Source organism: Citrobacter arsenatis, assembly GCF_004353845.1.
Lineage (GTDB): Bacteria > Pseudomonadota > Gammaproteobacteria > Enterobacterales > Enterobacteriaceae > Citrobacter > Citrobacter arsenatis.
This window is the reverse complement of sequence record NZ_CP037864.1, coordinates 288,211-305,373: the sequence shown is the minus strand read 5'-3', so window position 1 is coordinate 305,373 and position 17,163 is coordinate 288,211. Positions and strand designations below refer to the sequence as shown.

The window sequence follows — 17,163 nt, the reverse complement described above, 5'->3', positions numbered from 1 at the left end:
ACTTAGTGCCTGATGGCGCTACGCTAATCCGGCGTTAAAATGTTTTCTCTTTCGGTTGCCAGTGACAAAAGTCTTCGTTGGCAACCAGCAGGAGCTGCGACCCTTCGGGCGCTTCCAGCCATGCCACGCTCACCTCTACGGATGAATGGCTCTGGCGGCGCTCAATATGGTTTATCGCCCATGATTCCAGATCGGGCTTCAGCGTCTCACCTTCACAGGTTGTGACGGTGTTATTCGCATGCCAGCGTCCCTGGCGCAATATCACCCGTCCCTGACGCAACGCATCGCTGGTCTGGCGGATTTGATCGGCGCGATAGCGGTAAAGCGCGATTTGATCGCTGGAAAGCTGTTGTTTTTGCCCGTCGACCTCACGCTGCATGAAGCTCAGTTCGCCCCGGTCATCGAAGCGTATACGGACATGTTCCGACGGTTTACTGTAAACATTGAGTTCTATCAGAGAGAGCGAATCACCCTGCCAGCGGTATTCACTGGTGGTGGTATCGCCTTTACGCCACGGACTAAATACCGAGAGCAAGTGAACATCGTCGCTGGAATCTTTACGCCAAATGCGTACCGCCCCCTGATCGCCAACATAGCCGCTGGCCGTGAAGGGAGGAAGCTCAGAATGGCGACTGCAGGCAGACAGTAACAGAACACCTGAAAGCCACAGCGAATGACGCCAGATGGACAAAAGGGGCGAAACCGCCCCTTCGATAAAACTGTTCACTGCCACGCGAATTACTTAACCGCGTCTTTCAGTGCTTTACCAGAAACAAATGCCGGTACGTTAGCTGCGGCAATTTTGATTTCTTTACCGGTCTGCGGGTTGCGGCCAGTGCGCTCAGCACGGTGGTTCACTTTGAAGGTACCGAAACCAACCAGTTGTACAGCATCGCCTTCTTTCAGAGACTCAGTAATAGCAGCCAGAGTGGATTCCAGAGCAGCTTTAGCCTGTGTTTTAGACAGTTCTGCTTTGTCTGCAATTACATCAATCAGTTGAGTCTTGTTCATAAGTTATCCTTACAATGTGTTTATCGCTTGCTAAGCATCGAGTGCGACGGAAATGCCAGAAAAGCACTCTCCTGCATACACGCACCGATAGCCACTTTTTTTCGCCCCCCAAATGTAGACCAGACCGGGGGCGGATGGGAAGCCTTCAGGCACGACAAATCAGGCGTTAAATCACGTTTTATGGTGTCATTGCTGAAAATTTATACCAATATTGCTCTCACCAGCCTCGCGCAGGTCTGCACGAAGCCCTTTTATCAGCTCAATATCGCGTTCTTCACAGTCGGCTAAAAGTCGGAAAATTTCCCACTGAATATCCCATTCTTGCTCAACGGCAGGGTTCTCTTTCAGCTCTTCATCGGTCATTTCTCGACCAGCCTGGGTCATTTCCAGCATCGCAACCGTCGTAATTGAAGCCTTACTCACTTCAATGGCATGTTCCAGCGTTTCACCACTAAGACGCGAATGCATCAGTTCGCTTAATGCCACACAAGCATCAATCGCCGGGTAAACGCCGTACAGATCGTAATCATCCGCAGAAGGAATGGCCTCTTCAAACTTTTCCAGTTGGCTATCGAAATTGATTTTCGCGTCTTTAACCGTCAGCGCTTCCCAAATCAGATCCAAAATTCGGCGGTAAATCTGTCCATCGCCAAATTCAGTTTGCTTACAGAACATGGCGTAGTTTGGGTACATACGTTCGCACAGACAGGCCATAAACGTGACGTGCTGCCAGCTTTCCAGCTTCTCCAGACGCAGGTGAATCGGATTTTGTAACATGATGAGTTCTCAAATACGGAAATTAGCGGCAGTTTACCCGATATGGGGCATTTTTGCTGCAAGCCGCGTAAAAGCCGGGCGTGCGGATGCCACCGCATCTGCCCAGCGTGTTGGTTCCGGCAGACGATAGCCGTTCATACAGCGTTGTACCCATGCCAGCGCGCTATCCATACTTACGCGATGACCCGTAGAGATAAACAGCGGGTTACAACGTGCTTTGCTGCGCCAGACCCATGCCAGCTGTTCGCCTTTATCCAGCAACGGCGCTAATGCTCCGGGTTCGGCGGCAAGCGGATCAAATTTGCCGCACAGCCGCTTTTTCGCCACGCCGATCGTCGGGACATCCACCAGCAGGCCAAAATGGCTGGCCACACCCAGACGGCGCGGATGAGAGATACCATGGCCGTCAACAAATAGCAGATCGGGCTTGTGCGAGAGCAACTGCCAGGCGGCCATCAGCGCGGGGGTTTCGCGAAAGGAGAGAAAGCCAGGAATGTAGGGCATGGTGGTGGCGATTCGCGCCACCTTGTATTCAACCAGTTCCAACGAGGGATACTTCAGTAAGACCATCGCGGCTCGCGTCACTTCGCCGCCCTGCTCAAACCCAACGTCCGCTCCACCGATCAGATCCGGCGGATCGTTCTTCAGGCGATCCTCACGGATCACCGAAGAGGCCAGTTCAAGCTGCTGCGCGCGCAGCGACGCGAGATCCATTAGCGGTGGTACTGCGTAGACAGGTGATGTACCGCCTCGACAAAGACGCCCGCATGTTCTGGCGGTACGTCCTGATGAATGCCGTGGCCCAGGTTAAAGACATGACCTTCACCCTGACCGAATCCGGCCAGAATCGTCGCGACCTCTTCTTCAATGCGGGCTGGCGGCGCATACAGCATGGACGGATCCATATTGCCCTGAAGCGCCACTTTATGACCAACACGACGACGCGCATCGGCAATGTCAGTGGTCCAGTCGAGACCTAACGCATCACAGCCGGTTTCCGCCATCGCTTCCAGCCACTGACCGCCACCTTTGGTAAACAGTGTCACCGGTACGCGACGACCTTCGTTCTCACGCAGCAGGCCATCGACGATTTTGTGCATGTAGTACAGGGAGAACTGCTGATAGTCGCGACCGGTCAGCACGCCGCCCCAGGTATCGAAAATCATCACCGACTGCGCGCCCGCTTTGATCTGCGCGTTCAGGTACAGGGTGACGCTCTTCGCCAGCTTATCAAGCAGCAGATGCAGCGCTTTTGGATCGGCGTACATCATCTTTTTAATCACGGTGAAGGCCTTGCTGCTGCCGCCTTCAACCATATAGGTCGCCAGCGTCCACGGACTACCGGAGAAGCCGATCAGCGGGACTTCGCCTTTCAGTTCACGACGAATAGTGCGCACCGCGTTCATCACGTAACCCAGCCCATCTTCCGGGTCCGGGATCGGCAGTTTGTCAACATCAGCTTTGCTGGCGATCGGCGAGGTAAAGCGTGGGCCTTCTCCGGCTTCAAAATACAGCCCAAGTCCCATCGCATCGGGGATCGTCAGGATATCCGAGAAGAGGATCGCCGCATCAAGTTTATAGCGACGCAGCGGCTGCAGCGTGACTTCGCAGGCCAGCTCGGCATTTTTGCACAGCGCCATAAAATCGCCCGCCTCGGCGCGCGTGGCTTTATATTCCGGTAGATAGCGGCCTGCCTGGCGCATCATCCATACCGGAGTGACATCAACGGGCTGGCGCAGCAGCGCACGCAGATAACGATCGTTCTTCAGTTCGGTCATTTTTGCAGTTCCTTATTGCGTCAGTCCATCAGTGTATCACCACTCGTTCTTTACTCGTACTCAGCCCGACACATTGCCACAGTGTCTTCAATCAATCGACGCGCGACGGTGCCCGGCGGGGGTAAAAGCGGTAAGTCGTCATAGCGATACCAGTTCGCTTCCAGCAGTTCTTTCGGGTCAATAACAATTTCGCCGCTATCATACTCCGCCATAAATGCGGTCATCAAAGACTGTGGGAACGGCCATGGCTGAGAAGTGACGTAGCGCAGGTTTTTCACCTTAATGCCGCTCTCTTCCATGACTTCACGCGCCACCGCCTGTTCCAGGGTCTCTCCCACTTCGACAAAACCGGCCAACACGGTATGCACACCGTTACGATGGCGAACATGCTGGGCGAGCAGGATAGAGTCATCACGGCGAATGGCGACGATAATGCAGGGGGCTATTTGCGGGTAGTAGCGTTCGCGACAGTGGCTACACAGCATCGCCCATTCCGTTTTACTCGGGTGCATGGGATGACCACAGTAACCGCAGAATTTATGCGAGCGATAAAACTCGGCCAGCTGTACGCCGCGTCCGGCCAGTTGAAACAGGCCAACATCCTGGTCAATGACCTGACGCACCGACCCCATATCGTGTCGACGCTGCTGCTGCACCAGCCAGACCGTCTCCCCTTCCCATTCGCCTATTGGAAGTGCGCGCTGCCCGGTCAGATCAAAACGGGCTGCATCGCCGTAAGGCAGTTCGCCATGAGGCAACCATAACTTTTGCTCATGACTGACAATCCACCAGCCGCTATCACATTTTTCAATTATACGATCCATATCTCTTGCGCAACCTTTGCTTCACAGGCATGTTGTTTACATTATTTTTACATTTACGGGTGAGCAGTTCCTAAACACCATCTTGCGGAGTCAATCATGCTAAACCAGCTGGAAAGCCTGACGGAGCACGTCGGAGGAAGTAATAAACTGGTTGATCGCTGGCTACATGTACGTAAGCACCTGCTCGTGGCTTACTACAATCTGGTTGGCATTAAGCCTGGCAAAGAATCGTACATGCGACTCAATGAAAAAGCGCTGGATGATTTTTGTCAAAGCCTGGTCGATTACCTCTCCACCGGACACTTCAGTATTTATGAACGTATTCTCCATAAATTGGAAGGGAACGGGCAGCTTTTAAAAGCCACAAAAATCTGGCCGCTGCTGGAAGCCAATACGCAACAGATCATGAACTACTATGATACCAGTCTGGAAACGGCGATTGATCATGATAACTTCCTTGAATTCCAACAGGTTTTATCGGATCTCGGCGAGGCGCTGGAAGCCCGTTTCGTGCTGGAAGATAAGCTGATCATGCTGGTATTTGACGCGATGCACGAGAGTAGCACTATCAAACGTCATGCTTGAGATTTGCGGCATTAACGCGTAGTTTACATTCATTACCTCTTTACTGAGGTTACTTCTTGTCGGAGTGCTTATTTTCCACAACAGCATAAGTGGAAAAGGCTGAGACCGTTAATTCGGGATCCGCGGAACCTGATCAGGTTAAAACCTGCGAAGGGAACAAGAGTCAATCTGCAATAGCATCGCCCCCGGGCGAGCTTCTCTCTTGCTTCATCCGTCGTCTGACAAGCCATATCCTTACTTTTATTTGGAATGAGCTATGTCTGCCACTACTAAACCATCACGCCGCGAACAGCGCGCTCAAGCCCAACGCTTTATCGATACCCTGGAAGGGACCGCCTTTCCAAACTCAAAACGCATTTATATCACTGGTTCGCAGCCGGATATCCGCATCCCGATGCGCGAAATTCAGCTCAGCCCGACGCTGATTGGTGGAAGCAAAGACAATCCGCAGTTCGAAGAGAACGAAGCTGTACCGGTGTACGACACCTCTGGGCCGTATGGCGATCCTGAGGTGGCGATTAACGTCCAACAGGGTCTGGCAAAACTGCGCCAACCGTGGATTGCCGCGCGTAACGATAGCGAAGAATTAGACGACCGTAGTTCCGCTTATACCAAAGAACGTCTGGCTGATGATGGTCTGGACGAGCTGCGTTTCACCGGCCTGCTGACGCCAAAGCGTGCCAAAGCCGGTAAACGAGTCACCCAACTGCACTACGCCCGCCAGGGGATAGTGACCCCGGAGATGGAATTTATCGCCATCCGTGAAAACATGGGCCGCGAGCGCATTCGCAGTGAAGTGCTGCGCCACCAGCATCCGGGCATGAACTTTGGCGCGCGCCTGCCGGAAAATATCACGCCAGAATTCGTGCGTGATGAAGTGGCAGCTGGTCGCGCGATTATTCCTGCCAACATCAACCACCCAGAATCCGAGCCGATGATCATCGGCCGCAACTTCCTGGTGAAGGTGAATGCCAACATCGGTAACTCGGCGGTCACCTCCTCCATCGAAGAAGAGGTGGAAAAACTGGTGTGGTCGACGCGCTGGGGCGCGGATACGGTGATGGACCTCTCCACCGGCCGCTATATTCACGAAACCCGCGAGTGGATCCTGCGTAACAGCCCGGTGCCGATCGGTACCGTACCGATCTATCAGGCGCTGGAGAAGGTTAACGGGATTGCCGAAGATCTCACCTGGGAAGCGTTCCGCGACACGCTGCTGGAGCAGGCCGAACAGGGCGTCGACTACTTCACTATTCACGCGGGCGTGCTGCTGCGCTACGTGCCAATGACCGCCAAACGCCTGACCGGTATTGTCTCGCGCGGCGGTTCAATCATGGCGAAATGGTGCCTTTCTCATCACCAAGAGAACTTCCTGTACGAACATTTCCGCGAGATTTGCGAAATCTGCGCCGCCTACGACGTCTCCTTGTCGCTGGGTGACGGCCTGCGTCCGGGTTCGATTCAGGATGCTAACGACGAAGCGCAGTTCTCCGAACTGCATACGCTTGGCGAGCTGACCAAAATAGCCTGGGAATACGACGTGCAGGTGATGATTGAAGGCCCGGGCCACGTGCCGATGCATATGATTCAGCGCAACATGACCGAAGAGTTGGAGAGCTGCCATGAAGCGCCGTTCTACACCTTAGGGCCGTTGACCACCGATATCGCGCCAGGCTATGACCACTTCACTTCCGGGATCGGTGCAGCAATGATCGGCTGGTTTGGCTGCGCGATGCTGTGCTACGTCACACCGAAAGAGCACCTCGGCCTGCCGAACAAAGAAGATGTGAAGCAAGGGCTAATTACCTACAAGATTGCCGCCCACGCCGCTGACTTAGCGAAAGGACATCCGGGCGCGCAGATCCGCGATAACGCGATGTCGAAAGCGCGCTTCGAATTCCGCTGGGAAGACCAGTTTAACCTCGCGCTCGACCCGTTTACCGCCCGCGCCTACCACGATGAAACCCTGCCGCAGGAATCCGGTAAGGTTGCCCACTTCTGCTCCATGTGCGGGCCGAAATTCTGCTCGATGAAAATCAGCCAGGAGGTCCGCGACTACGCCGCCGCCCAGACGATTGAAGTGGGCATGGCGGATATGTCGGAGAACTTCCGCGCCAAAGGCGGCGAAATCTACCTCAAAAAAGAGGAGGCGTAATGTACCAGCCTAATTTCCCGACCGTGCCGTTCCGCCTCGGGCTTTACCCGGTGGTGGACAGCGTACAGTGGATTGAACATCTGCTGCAGGCAGGCGTGCGCACTCTCCAACTGCGCATTAAAGATAAGCGTGATGAAGAAGTCGAAGCCGACGTCATAGCTGCCATTGACCTGGGGCGTCGCTATGACGCCCGCCTGTTCATCAACGACTACTGGCGTCTGGCAATTAAGCACCGCGCTTACGGCGTGCATCTGGGCCAGGAGGATCTGGAAACCACTGACCTGAAAGCGATTCAGGCCGCAGGCCTACGTCTGGGTGTTTCCACTCACGATGATATGGAGATAGACGTCGCGCTCGCCGCTAAGCCTTCTTATATCGCACTGGGTCATGTCTTCCCCACGCAAACCAAGCAGATGCCTTCCGCTCCGCAGGGCCTGACACAGCTGGCAAGCCATATTGCGCGCCTGGCGGATTACCCGACCGTCGCCATTGGCGGCATCAGCCTTGAACGCGCCCCGGCGGTGCTGGCGACCGGCGTCGGCAGCATTGCCGTGGTCAGCGCGATAACTCAGGCGGCTGACTGGCAGGTCGCCACTGCCCAACTGCTGGATATCGCGGGAGTGGGCGATGAATGACCGCGACTTTATGCGTTACAGCCGCCAGATCCTGCTCGGCGATATCGCCATCGAAGGCCAGCAAAAGCTGCTCGATAGCCATGTGCTGATTATCGGTTTAGGTGGGTTAGGTTCGCCTGCCGCGCTGTATCTGGCGGGAGCAGGCATTGGCAAACTGACGCTGGTAGACGATGACGACATTCATCTGAGCAACCTGCAGCGCCAGATCCTTTTTTCCACTGATGATATCGCACGTTCTAAATCGCAGGTTGCCCAGCAACGCCTGACGCGGCTCAACCCGGATATCGAACTGGTATCGCTCCAGCAACGGCTGAAAGGCGATGCGCTCCGGCATGCGGTAGCGCGTGCCGATGTGGTGCTCGACTGTACCGATAACATGGCCACGCGCCAGGAAATTAACGCCGCCTGCGTAACGCTCAATACCCCGCTCATCACCGCCAGCGCCGTCGGCTTTGGCGGGCAACTGATGGTGCTGATGCCCCCGTGGGAACAAGGCTGTTATCGCTGCCTGTGGCCGGATGATGTAGAGCCTGAACGCAACTGCCGTACCGCCGGTATCGTCGGACCGGTTGTCGGCGTGATGGGAACCTTGCAGGCGCTGGAAGCGATTAAATTACTCAGCGGTATTGAGACGCCCAACGGAGAGCTACGCTTGTTTGACGGTAAAACCAGCCAGTGGCGCAGCCTCGCGCTGCGACGTGCCAGCGGCTGTCCGGTATGCGGAGGGCAACATGCAGATTCAGTTCAATGATGAGCCGATGCAGTGTGCCGAAGGACAAACCGTCAGCGGGCTGCTCACTGCGCTTAATCAGCTTAAACCGGGCGCGGCGCTGGCGCTCAATCAGCAAATCCTGCCGCGCGAGCAGTGGGAGCAGCAAATCGTGCAGGAAGGCGACCAGATCCTGCTTTTTCAGGTTATTGCAGGGGGTTGATATGTTACGTATTGCCGACAAAACGTTTGATTCACATCTGTTCACCGGCACCGGAAAATTTGCTTCATCGCAGCTGATGGTCGAGGCAATTCGCGCCTCTGGCAGCCAACTGGTGACGCTGGCAATGAAGCGGGTGGATTTGCGCCAGCACAACGACGCTATCCTGGCGCCGCTCATCGCAGCTGGCGTTACGCTACTGCCCAACACATCTGGGGCGAAAACCGCTGAAGAGGCAATTTTTGCCGCCCAACTGGCGCGTGAAGCGCTGGGCACCCACTGGCTGAAATTAGAAATCCACCCCGATGCTCGCTGGCTATTGCCGGATCCGATCGAAACGCTAAAAGCCGCAGAAGCACTGGTTAAGCAGGGCTTCGTGGTATTGCCTTACTGCGGTGCAGATCCGGTGCTGTGCAAACGGCTGGAAGAAGTTGGCTGTGCAGCGGTGATGCCGCTCGGCGCGCCTATCGGCTCTAATCAGGGGCTGGAAACCAAGTCGATGCTGGAAATTATTATCCAGCAGGCGACCGTGCCGGTGGTGGTTGATGCAGGCATCGGCGTCCCCAGCCACGCCACGCAGGCGCTGGAAATGGGCGCCGATGCGGTGCTGGTCAACACGGCAATCGCGGTGGCCGACAGCCCAGTGATGATGGCAACCGCCTTTCGTCTGGCGGTTGAAGCAGGCTTGCTGGCTCGCCAGGCGGTACCCGGAAGCAAAAGCTCGCAGGCAAACGCCACCAGCCCATTAACCGGATTCCTGGAGGCCTTCGCATGAAAACGTTCAGCGACCGCTGGCGGCAATTAGACTGGGACGACATCCGCCTGCGCATCAACGGTAAAACCGCCGCTGACGTGGAGCGCGCCCTCAACGTTTCACAACTTAGTCGCGATGATTTGATGGCGCTGCTTTCCCCCGCCGCCGCTGATTATCTGGAGCCGCTGGCGCAGCGGGCGCAGAAGCTCACCCGCCAGCGTTTCGGCAACACCGTTAGTTTTTACGTCCCGCTCTATCTTTCTAATCTTTGCGCCAACGACTGCACCTACTGCGGCTTTTCGATGAGCAACCGTATCAAACGCAAAACGCTGGACGAAGATGAGATACAACGGGAGTGTGCGGCTATCCGTGAGCTGGGTTTTGAGCATCTGCTGTTGGTCACCGGTGAGCATCAGGCAAAAGTGGGAATGGATTACTTTCGTCGCCATTTTCCCGCTATTCGCCGCCAGTTTGCCTCATTACAGATGGAAGTACAGCCGCTGTCAGAGGCTGAATATGCGGAGCTGAAGACGCTGGGGCTGGATGGCGTGATGGTGTATCAGGAGAGCTATCATGAGGCGATTTACGCCCGCCACCATCTGAAGGGGAAAAAGCAGGATTTCTTCTGGCGACTGGAAACGCCGGACCGACTGGGCCGCGCAGGGATCGACAAAATCGGTCTTGGCGCGTTAATTGGTTTGTCCGACAGTTGGCGGGTTGATTGCTATATGGTGGCTGAACATCTGCTGTGGATGCAGCAGCATTACTGGCAGAGCCGCTACTCCATCTCCTTTCCTCGCCTGCGCCCATGTACCGGAGGTGTTGAGCCAGCATCGATCATGGATGAGCGGCAGTTGGTCCAGACCATTTGCGCATTTCGTTTACTGGCACCAGAAATTGAGCTGTCGCTTTCTACCCGCGAATCGCCATGGTTTCGCGACCATGTGATCCCACTGGCGATCAACAACGTCAGCGCCTTCTCAAAAACCCAGCCTGGCGGTTATGCCGATAACCACCCCGAACTGGAACAGTTCGCCCCGCACGACGATCGTCGTCCGGAAGCCGTGGCTGAAGCACTCATGGCGCAGGGATTACAGCCCGTGTGGAAAGACTGGGACAGTTATCTGGGCCGCGTTGCGCAGATACCCTAAGTCCAACGCTATCGCGTAAACAAAAAAACCCGCTTGCGCGGGTTTTTTCTTCACTGGCACTTAACTGCTCAGGCTCTGGCCTTCATCGCTATCGTAAGCGTTCGTGAAATTATCGGCGATTACAGCGCGACAACGTTAACAGCAGACGGGCCTTTAGCGCCATTCTCCACGGAGAACTCCACCTTTTGACCTTCGTCTAACGTTTTAAAATCGTTACTCTGGATAGCGGAGAAATGCACAAACACATCCTTGCTACCATCCTGAGGAGTGATAAAGCCGAAGCCTTTCTCAGAGTTAAACCATTTTACTAAACCAGTCATTTTGTTAGACATAGATACTTCCTTTCATGTTTTTGAGCCGCTTATGCAGCGAAGATGGCCTGTTTTGCAGAAATTAACTTATGGGGCACTTAGGGAGGAGGCTCATGAAGAAGAGTATCTGAGGATAACGCTTGAACTGAGAACTGCTTTACTAAAACTGCTTACATAAGGTCTGTGTTCCAAACCGATGCCGCTATAGTAGGCCCACTTCTAATCATTACGCAAGCATTAATTTTTTTAATACTCACGGAGTGGTGAAATGTTAAACCATCCCGGTAGCGCATCTCGGACCACAGCTTGAGCTACAATGAACAAAAGCCCCGACTATTGCAGTCAGGGCTTTAAGTTACTACACACTTCAAATTTAACATTAATAAACTTAACGAGTTAATACTGCTGATGGTACTGCTTTAAAATGTACACGTTTACTACAGATAATATTGGATATTGATACTAACTAAAACCTTCCTCTATTTACCGTTAAACATATTCCACCCGCTTGATAATAGAACTCAAGGCTGGTGACCTAAACAAGTACACTTCCCCTCGCGACATATACTCTTTGATGCGTTGCCTTATTTCCCTTGCGATAACCAGAAAAACAGAAACCGCAAACATTCACTATTAAATCATGGCGTTACATCGTCGCGTTTTACTAGCTTTTTGCGATCAGATAAATCAACTACGTGGCCTGAAAGCATTGTCGAAGTGAAAAATAGCGTTTTCAGCATCGACTATCCCATACAAAAAATACTTCGTGGCCTTTATCGCAAACCCCAATCAAGCTTTACTAACACTTACTACGTTAACAGCAAACTACAATTTCTCCGCTGTTAAGTATTAACATACGGGTTTAAAAAATGCTGTCAATACTGTTTTTTATAACATGTTTTTATTGACAGTAATTATATATTCCCGCAAGTGATAAGCGACTCAACATCTGCCAACCCCGCCCCAGATCGTCGGGTTTTTCCTCTTTTTGTAACCGGTTTCAGAAAAAGTGGTTTTCTTTGTGATGCCTTGCACACAATCGTTGCAAAGCAGTTGTTGCTGCAGCTGGCTCGCGATAATTATCAACCCACACATGTTGATCGAGACTGCTTATGAAAAACATCGTTTTATGCTGTGCCGCCGGAATGTCCACCAGCATGCTGGTGCAAAGGATGAAAGATGCCGCTCAGAAAAAAGGGGTCGATGTCACTATCAAAGCGGTCCCGGTGGCTGAGTTTGAAGAGAACATCGCCACCGCGGACATCGTGTTGCTCGGTCCACAGGTTAAGTATGAGCAGGCTAAGCTGCAGGCACTCGCCGACCCGCTAGGCAAAAAGGTTGCCGTTATCGATATGATGGATTACGGGATGATGAAAGGCGATGCTGTACTGGATAAAGCGCTGAAACTACTGGAGTGATGGCATGGAAGAGTTAGAAACGATCATCATGGAATTATTGGTAAACGCTGGTGCGGCACGCAGTCAGGCCCTGACGGCGCTGCAACTGGCGCGTAAAGGTGATTTCGCCGGCGCAGAACAAGCGATGACAGAATCACGCGAGTACGTTAAACAAGCGCATAAAATCCAGACCCAGCTAATCGGAATTGACGAAGGTACCGGCAAGCTACCGGTTAATCTCATCACCGTCCATTCGCAGGACCATCTGATGAACGCGATGGTGATTCAGGATCTGGCAGGCGATATGATTGAGCTTTATCGGCGGTTACCGTCGGTGAATTAACCGATGTAAAAATAGCGTGAGTTTTGCCGGATGGCGGCGTGAACGCCTTATCCGGCATACAAATAACAACAATATCTGTAGGCCTGATAAGCGTAGCGCCATCAGGCGCATCACCAAAGAGTGCCGGATGGCAGCTTCGCCTTATCCGGCCTACAAAGCAGCCATAAAAAAGGCCAGTCCGAAGACTGGCCTTTTCAACTTATCGCACTAGCATGAACGATTAATCGTTATCAGAACCGCCCAGGCCTGCGTTCAGCAGTTCTGCCAGGCTGGCAGACGCATCTTCAGCAGTCACCTGCGGAGCAGCTGGCAGTTCGCCCGCTGCGCGACGGCGCATACGATCCTGGTGGTACGCGTAACCGGTACCTGCCGGGATCAGACGACCCACGATTACGTTCTCTTTCAGACCGCGCAGTTCATCACGTTTACCTGCAACAGCGGCTTCGGTCAGGACACGCGTGGTTTCCTGGAACGATGCTGCAGAGATGAAGGACTCGGTTGCCAGAGACGCTTTGGTGATACCCAGCAGATCGCGGGAGAACGTTGCACCCACTTTGCCGTTCGCTTCCAGATCGCGGTTGGCAATCTTGACGCGAGAGTATTCAACCTGCTCGCCTTCCAGGAAGTCGGAGCTACCAGCGCTTTCGATGGTGGCTTTACGCAGCATCTGACGAACGATAACTTCGATGTGTTTATCGTTAATCTTAACGCCCTGCAGACGGTATACGTCCTGAACTTCGTTAACAATGTAACGAGTTACAGCATGCACACCACGCAGACGCAGGATGTCGTGCGGCGCTTCCGGACCGTCGGAAACAACGTCACCACGTTCTACACGTTCACCTTCGAACACGTTGAGCTGACGCCATTTCGGAATCATCTCTTCATACGGTTCGCTACCGTCTACCGGGGTGATAACCAGACGACGTTTACCTTTGGTTTCTTTACCGAAGGAAATGATGCCGCTGATTTCAGCCAGGATTGCCGGCTCTTTCGGACGACGTGCTTCGAACAGGTCTGCAACGCGCGGCAGACCACCGGTGATGTCCTTGGTACCGCCGGATTCCTGCGGAACACGCGCCAGGGTGTCACCAGAGCTGATCTGTACGCCATCTTCCAGCTGAACAATCGCTTTACCCGGCAGGAAGTACTGAGCAGGCATATCGGTGCCTGGGATCAGAACGTCGTTGCCCTGAGCATCAACAATTTTCAGTGCCGGACGCAGGTCTTTACCACCCGCAGTACGCTCTGCGGAATCCAGAACCACCAGAGAAGACAGACCGGTCAGTTCGTCGGTCTGACGAGTAATGGTCTGGCCGTCGATCATGTCAGTGAAGCGGACGAAACCACTTACTTCGGTGATAACCGGCATGGTGTGCGGATCCCAGTTCGCTACGGTTTCGCCGCCAGCAACCTGTTCGCCATCACCTTTCGCCATAACGGAGCCGTAAGGCACTTTATAGCTTTCTTTGGTACGGCCGAATTCGTCGATCAGTTTCAGTTCGGTGTTACGTGAGGTGATAACCAGTTTACCGCTGGAGTTAACAACCGACTTCGCGTTGCTCAGACGGATGCTACCTTTGTTTTTCACCTGGATGCTGGATTCAGCAGCCGCACGAGATGCCGCACCACCGATGTGGAACGTACGCATCGTCAGCTGTGTACCCGGTTCACCGATGGACTGTGCCGCGATAACGCCAATTGCTTCACCTTTGTTGATGATGTGGCCACGCGCCAGGTCACGACCATAGCAGTGCGCACATACACCAAAGTCGGTGTCACAGGATACAACGGAACGAACCTTGACGGAGTCAACGGAGTTCTCTTCCAGCAGGTCACACCACTGTTCGTGCAGCAACGTGTTGCGTGGAACCAGAATGTCCGCCGTACCCGGCTTCAGAACATCTTCAGCAGTCACACGACCCAGAACGCGATCGCGCAGCGGCTCTTTAACGTCACCACCCTCGATAACCGGGGTCATGGTGATGCCTTCCAGAGTGCCGCAATCGTCTTCAGTTACTACCAGATCCTGCGCGACGTCAACCAGACGACGAGTCAGATAACCGGAGTTCGCTGTTTTCAGTGCGGTATCCGCCAGACCTTTACGCGCACCGTGAGTAGAGATGAAGTACTGGAGTACGTTCAGACCTTCACGGAAGTTCGCGGTGATTGGCGTTTCGATGATGGAGCCGTCTGGCTTCGCCATCAGACCACGCATACCGGCCAACTGACGAATCTGTGCTGCAGAACCACGCGCACCGGAGTCGGCCATCATGTAGATGCTGTTGAAGGAAACCTGCTGCTCTTCTACGCCGTCACGGTTAATAACGGTTTCGGTTTGCAGGTTATCCATCATCGCTTTGGATACACGATCGTTCGCCGCAGCCCAGATATCGATAACTTTGTTATAGCGTTCGCCCGCGGTTACCAGACCAGACTGGAACTGCTCCTGGATCTCAGCAACTTCAGCTTCCGCTTCAGAGATGATCTCGTGTTTCTTCTCTGGGATGACCATGTCATCAATACCAACAGATGCACCTGAACGCGCTGCATAAGCAAAGCCGGTGTACATTGTCTGGTCAGCGAAGATAACGGTCGGCTTCAGACCCAGAATGCGGTAACAGGTGTTCAGCATTTTGGAGATTGCTTTCTTGCCCAGCGCCTGGTTGACGATGGAGAAAGGCAGACCTTTCGGTACGATCATCCACAGAATGGCGCGACCAACGGTCGTGTCTTTCAGGCTGGTGTGCGCAACGAATTCGCCGTTTTCATCTTTTTCATACTCAGTGATACGCACTTTAACGCGCGCATGCAGAGAGGCCAGACCTGCGCGATAGATACGCTCAGCTTCTTTCGGGCCAGTCAGCACCATGCCTTCGCCTTTGGCGTTAACACAGTCACGGGTCATGTAGTACAGACCCAATACAACGTCCTGAGACGGAACGATGATAGGTTCGCCGTTCGCCGGAGACAGGATGTTGTTGGTAGACATCATCAGCGCACGCGCTTCGAGCTGGGCTTCCAGCGTCAGCGGTACGTGAACAGCCATCTGGTCACCATCGAAGTCGGCGTTATATGCCGCACAAACCAGCGGGTGCAGCTGGATAGCTTTACCTTCGATCAGTACCGGTTCAAATGCCTGGATACCCAGACGGTGCAGGGTTGGTGCACGGTTCAGCAGTACCGGGTGTTCGCGGATAACTTCGTCCAGGATATCCCAAACGACAGCTTCTTCACGCTCAACCATTTTCTTAGCGGCTTTGATGGTGGTGGCCAGGCCACGCAGTTCCAGTTTGCCGTAGATGAACGGTTTGAACAGCTCCAGTGCCATTTTCTTCGGCAGACCGCACTGATGCAGACGCAGGTATGGACCTACGGTGATTACAGAACGACCGGAGTAGTCAACACGCTTACCGAGCAGGTTCTGACGGAAACGACCCTGTTTACCTTTGATCATGTCAGCCAAAGATTTCAGAGGACGTTTGTTAGAACCCGTGATCGCACGACCGCGACGACCGTTATCCAGCAGGGCGTCAACCGCTTCCTGCAGCATACGTTTTTCGTTGCGTACGATGATATCCGGCGCAGCCAGATCCAGCAGACGTTTCAGACGGTTGTTACGGTTGATAACGCGGCGATACAGATCGTTCAGATCCGATGTTGCGAAACGACCACCATCCAGCGGAACCAGCGGACGCAGATCTGGCGGCAGAACCGGCAGAACGGTCAGGATCATCCACTCTGGCTTGTTGCCAGACTGTACGAAGGCTTCCAGCAGTTTGATACGCTTGGTCAGCTTCTTACGCTTGGTTTCGGAGTTGGTTTCGTTCAGCTCTTCGCGCAGAGTTTCACACTCTTGCTCCAGATCCATGCTTTTCAGCAGGGCCTGAATGGCTTCCGCACCCATCTTCGCGTCGAATTCGTCACCGAACTCTTCCAGCGCGTCCAGATACTGCTCTTCAGTCAGGATCTGTTGACGTTCCAGGTTAGTCATACCGCCTTCGATAACAACATAAGATTCGAAGTACAGTACGCGTTCGATATCACGCAGCGGCATATCGAGCAGCAAACCGATACGGGACGGCAGAGATTTCAGGAACCAAATGTGAGCGGTCGGAGACGCCAGCTCGATGTGGCCCATACGCTCACGGCGTACTTTAGTTTGGGTCACTTCAACGCCGCACTTCTCACAGATCACACCACGGTGTTTCAGGCGCTTGTACTTACCGCACAGGCACTCATAGTCTTTTACCGGCCCAAAGATACGGGCGCAGAAAAGGCCGTCACGTTCAGGTTTGAACGTACGGTAGTTGATGGTTTCCGGCTTCTTAACTTCACCGAAAGACCATGAACGGATCATGTCTGGCGAGGCCAGAGCAATTTTGATCGCATCAAACTCTTCGGTTTTAGTCTGCGCTTTCAGAAACTTTAATAAATCTTTCACGGATTTGCTCCCGTCGGAGTTAGCACAATCTGGCGCTGGCTGTTACGCCAGCACCAGTGACCTGTTTGA

At 53.7% G+C, this 17,163-nt stretch carries 17 protein-coding genes and 1 riboswitch; of the genes, 9 read left to right on the top strand and 8 right to left on the bottom strand.

What is annotated here, in order from left to right; all coding sequences use genetic code 11:
* Positions 1 to 34: 34 nt before the first annotated feature.
* The 6 genes from E1B03_RS02440 to nudC form a co-directional block, all read right to left on the bottom strand.
* Positions 35 to 727 carry a DUF1481 domain-containing protein gene (locus tag E1B03_RS02440; protein ID WP_103772107.1) on the bottom strand — a complete coding sequence of 231 codons (693 nt, stop codon included), beginning with the start codon at positions 725 to 727 and terminating at the stop codon, positions 35 to 37.
* 11 nt (positions 728 to 738) lie between these two features.
* A complete protein-coding gene (hupA, locus tag E1B03_RS02435; RefSeq protein ID WP_001044509.1) occupies positions 739 to 1,011 on the bottom strand; it encodes a nucleoid-associated protein HU-alpha in 273 nt (90 codons plus the stop codon).
* Positions 1,012 to 1,197: 186 nt separating this feature from the next.
* On the bottom strand, positions 1,198 to 1,788 hold the full coding sequence (locus tag E1B03_RS02430) for a YjaG family protein (RefSeq protein WP_003842015.1): 591 nt from the start codon (positions 1,786 to 1,788) through the stop codon (positions 1,198 to 1,200).
* Between the two features lie 33 nt (positions 1,789 to 1,821).
* A complete protein-coding gene (gene nfi, locus E1B03_RS02425; protein WP_133085632.1) occupies positions 1,822 to 2,502 on the bottom strand; it encodes a deoxyribonuclease V in 681 nt (226 codons plus the stop codon).
* Positions 2,502 to 3,566, bottom strand: coding sequence for a uroporphyrinogen decarboxylase (gene hemE / locus E1B03_RS02420; RefSeq protein ID WP_133085631.1), 1,065 nt, complete (start codon positions 3,564 to 3,566; stop codon positions 2,502 to 2,504). Before hemE ends, nfi begins: the two co-directional genes overlap by 1 nt.
* 50 nt (positions 3,567 to 3,616) lie before the next feature.
* A complete protein-coding gene (nudC, locus tag E1B03_RS02415; RefSeq protein ID WP_103772099.1) occupies positions 3,617 to 4,390 on the bottom strand; it encodes an NAD(+) diphosphatase in 774 nt (257 codons plus the stop codon).
* A gap of 96 nt (positions 4,391 to 4,486) precedes the next feature.
* On the opposite strand from nudC, the gene rsd reads away from it, so the two are divergent.
* The 7 genes from rsd (at position 4,487) to thiH (ending at position 10,599) form a co-directional block, all read left to right on the top strand.
* Positions 4,487 to 4,975, top strand: coding sequence for a sigma D regulator (rsd, locus tag E1B03_RS02410; protein WP_103772098.1), 489 nt, complete (start codon positions 4,487 to 4,489; stop codon positions 4,973 to 4,975).
* Between the two features lie 50 nt (positions 4,976 to 5,025).
* A riboswitch (TPP riboswitch) is annotated at positions 5,026 to 5,148 on the top strand.
* 83 nt (positions 5,149 to 5,231) lie between these two features.
* On the top strand, positions 5,232 to 7,130 hold the full coding sequence (gene thiC, locus E1B03_RS02405; RefSeq protein WP_133085630.1) for a phosphomethylpyrimidine synthase ThiC: 1,899 nt from the start codon (positions 5,232 to 5,234) through the stop codon (positions 7,128 to 7,130).
* On the top strand, positions 7,130 to 7,765 hold the full coding sequence (thiE, locus tag E1B03_RS02400; protein WP_133085629.1) for a thiamine phosphate synthase: 636 nt from the start codon (positions 7,130 to 7,132) through the stop codon (positions 7,763 to 7,765). Before thiC ends, thiE begins: the two co-directional genes overlap by 1 nt.
* Positions 7,758 to 8,516 carry a HesA/MoeB/ThiF family protein gene (locus E1B03_RS02395; RefSeq protein ID WP_103772095.1) on the top strand — a complete coding sequence of 253 codons (759 nt, stop codon included), beginning with the start codon at positions 7,758 to 7,760 and terminating at the stop codon, positions 8,514 to 8,516. Before thiE ends, E1B03_RS02395 begins: the two co-directional genes overlap by 8 nt.
* Positions 8,497 to 8,697, top strand: coding sequence for a sulfur carrier protein ThiS (gene thiS, locus E1B03_RS02390; protein WP_016155307.1), 201 nt, complete (start codon positions 8,497 to 8,499; stop codon positions 8,695 to 8,697). The genes E1B03_RS02395 and thiS overlap by 20 nt, the downstream gene beginning before the upstream one ends.
* A 1-nt stretch (position 8,698) precedes the next feature.
* Positions 8,699 to 9,469 carry a thiazole synthase gene (thiG, locus tag E1B03_RS02385; protein ID WP_133085628.1) on the top strand — a complete coding sequence of 257 codons (771 nt, stop codon included), beginning with the start codon at positions 8,699 to 8,701 and terminating at the stop codon, positions 9,467 to 9,469.
* A complete protein-coding gene (thiH, locus tag E1B03_RS02380) occupies positions 9,466 to 10,599 on the top strand; it encodes a 2-iminoacetate synthase ThiH (protein WP_133085627.1) in 1,134 nt (377 codons plus the stop codon). Before thiG ends, thiH begins: the two co-directional genes overlap by 4 nt.
* A gap of 119 nt (positions 10,600 to 10,718) precedes the next feature.
* Here the strand turns inward: thiH and cspE are convergent, their stop codons facing one another.
* Positions 10,719 to 10,931, bottom strand: a complete 213-nt coding sequence (gene cspE, locus E1B03_RS02375) for a transcription antiterminator/RNA stability regulator CspE (RefSeq protein ID WP_016155304.1) — start codon at positions 10,929 to 10,931, stop codon at positions 10,719 to 10,721.
* Between the two features lie 1,091 nt (positions 10,932 to 12,022).
* Here cspE and E1B03_RS02370 point away from each other — a divergent pair.
* Both E1B03_RS02370 and E1B03_RS02365 read left to right on the top strand, forming a co-directional pair.
* The gene (locus E1B03_RS02370; RefSeq protein ID WP_103772092.1) at positions 12,023 to 12,328 is read left to right on the top strand and encodes a PTS sugar transporter subunit IIB; all 306 of its coding nucleotides are present in this window, start codon (positions 12,023 to 12,025) and stop codon (positions 12,326 to 12,328) included.
* A 4-nt stretch (positions 12,329 to 12,332) separates the two neighbouring features.
* On the top strand, positions 12,333 to 12,650 hold the full coding sequence (locus tag E1B03_RS02365) for a PTS lactose/cellobiose transporter subunit IIA (protein ID WP_006688362.1): 318 nt from the start codon (positions 12,333 to 12,335) through the stop codon (positions 12,648 to 12,650).
* A gap of 220 nt (positions 12,651 to 12,870) precedes the next feature.
* Here the strand turns inward: E1B03_RS02365 and rpoC are convergent, their stop codons facing one another.
* A complete protein-coding gene (gene rpoC / locus E1B03_RS02360) occupies positions 12,871 to 17,094 on the bottom strand; it encodes a DNA-directed RNA polymerase subunit beta' (protein WP_016155301.1) in 4,224 nt (1,407 codons plus the stop codon).
* Between the last annotated feature and the right edge of the window lie 69 nt (positions 17,095 to 17,163).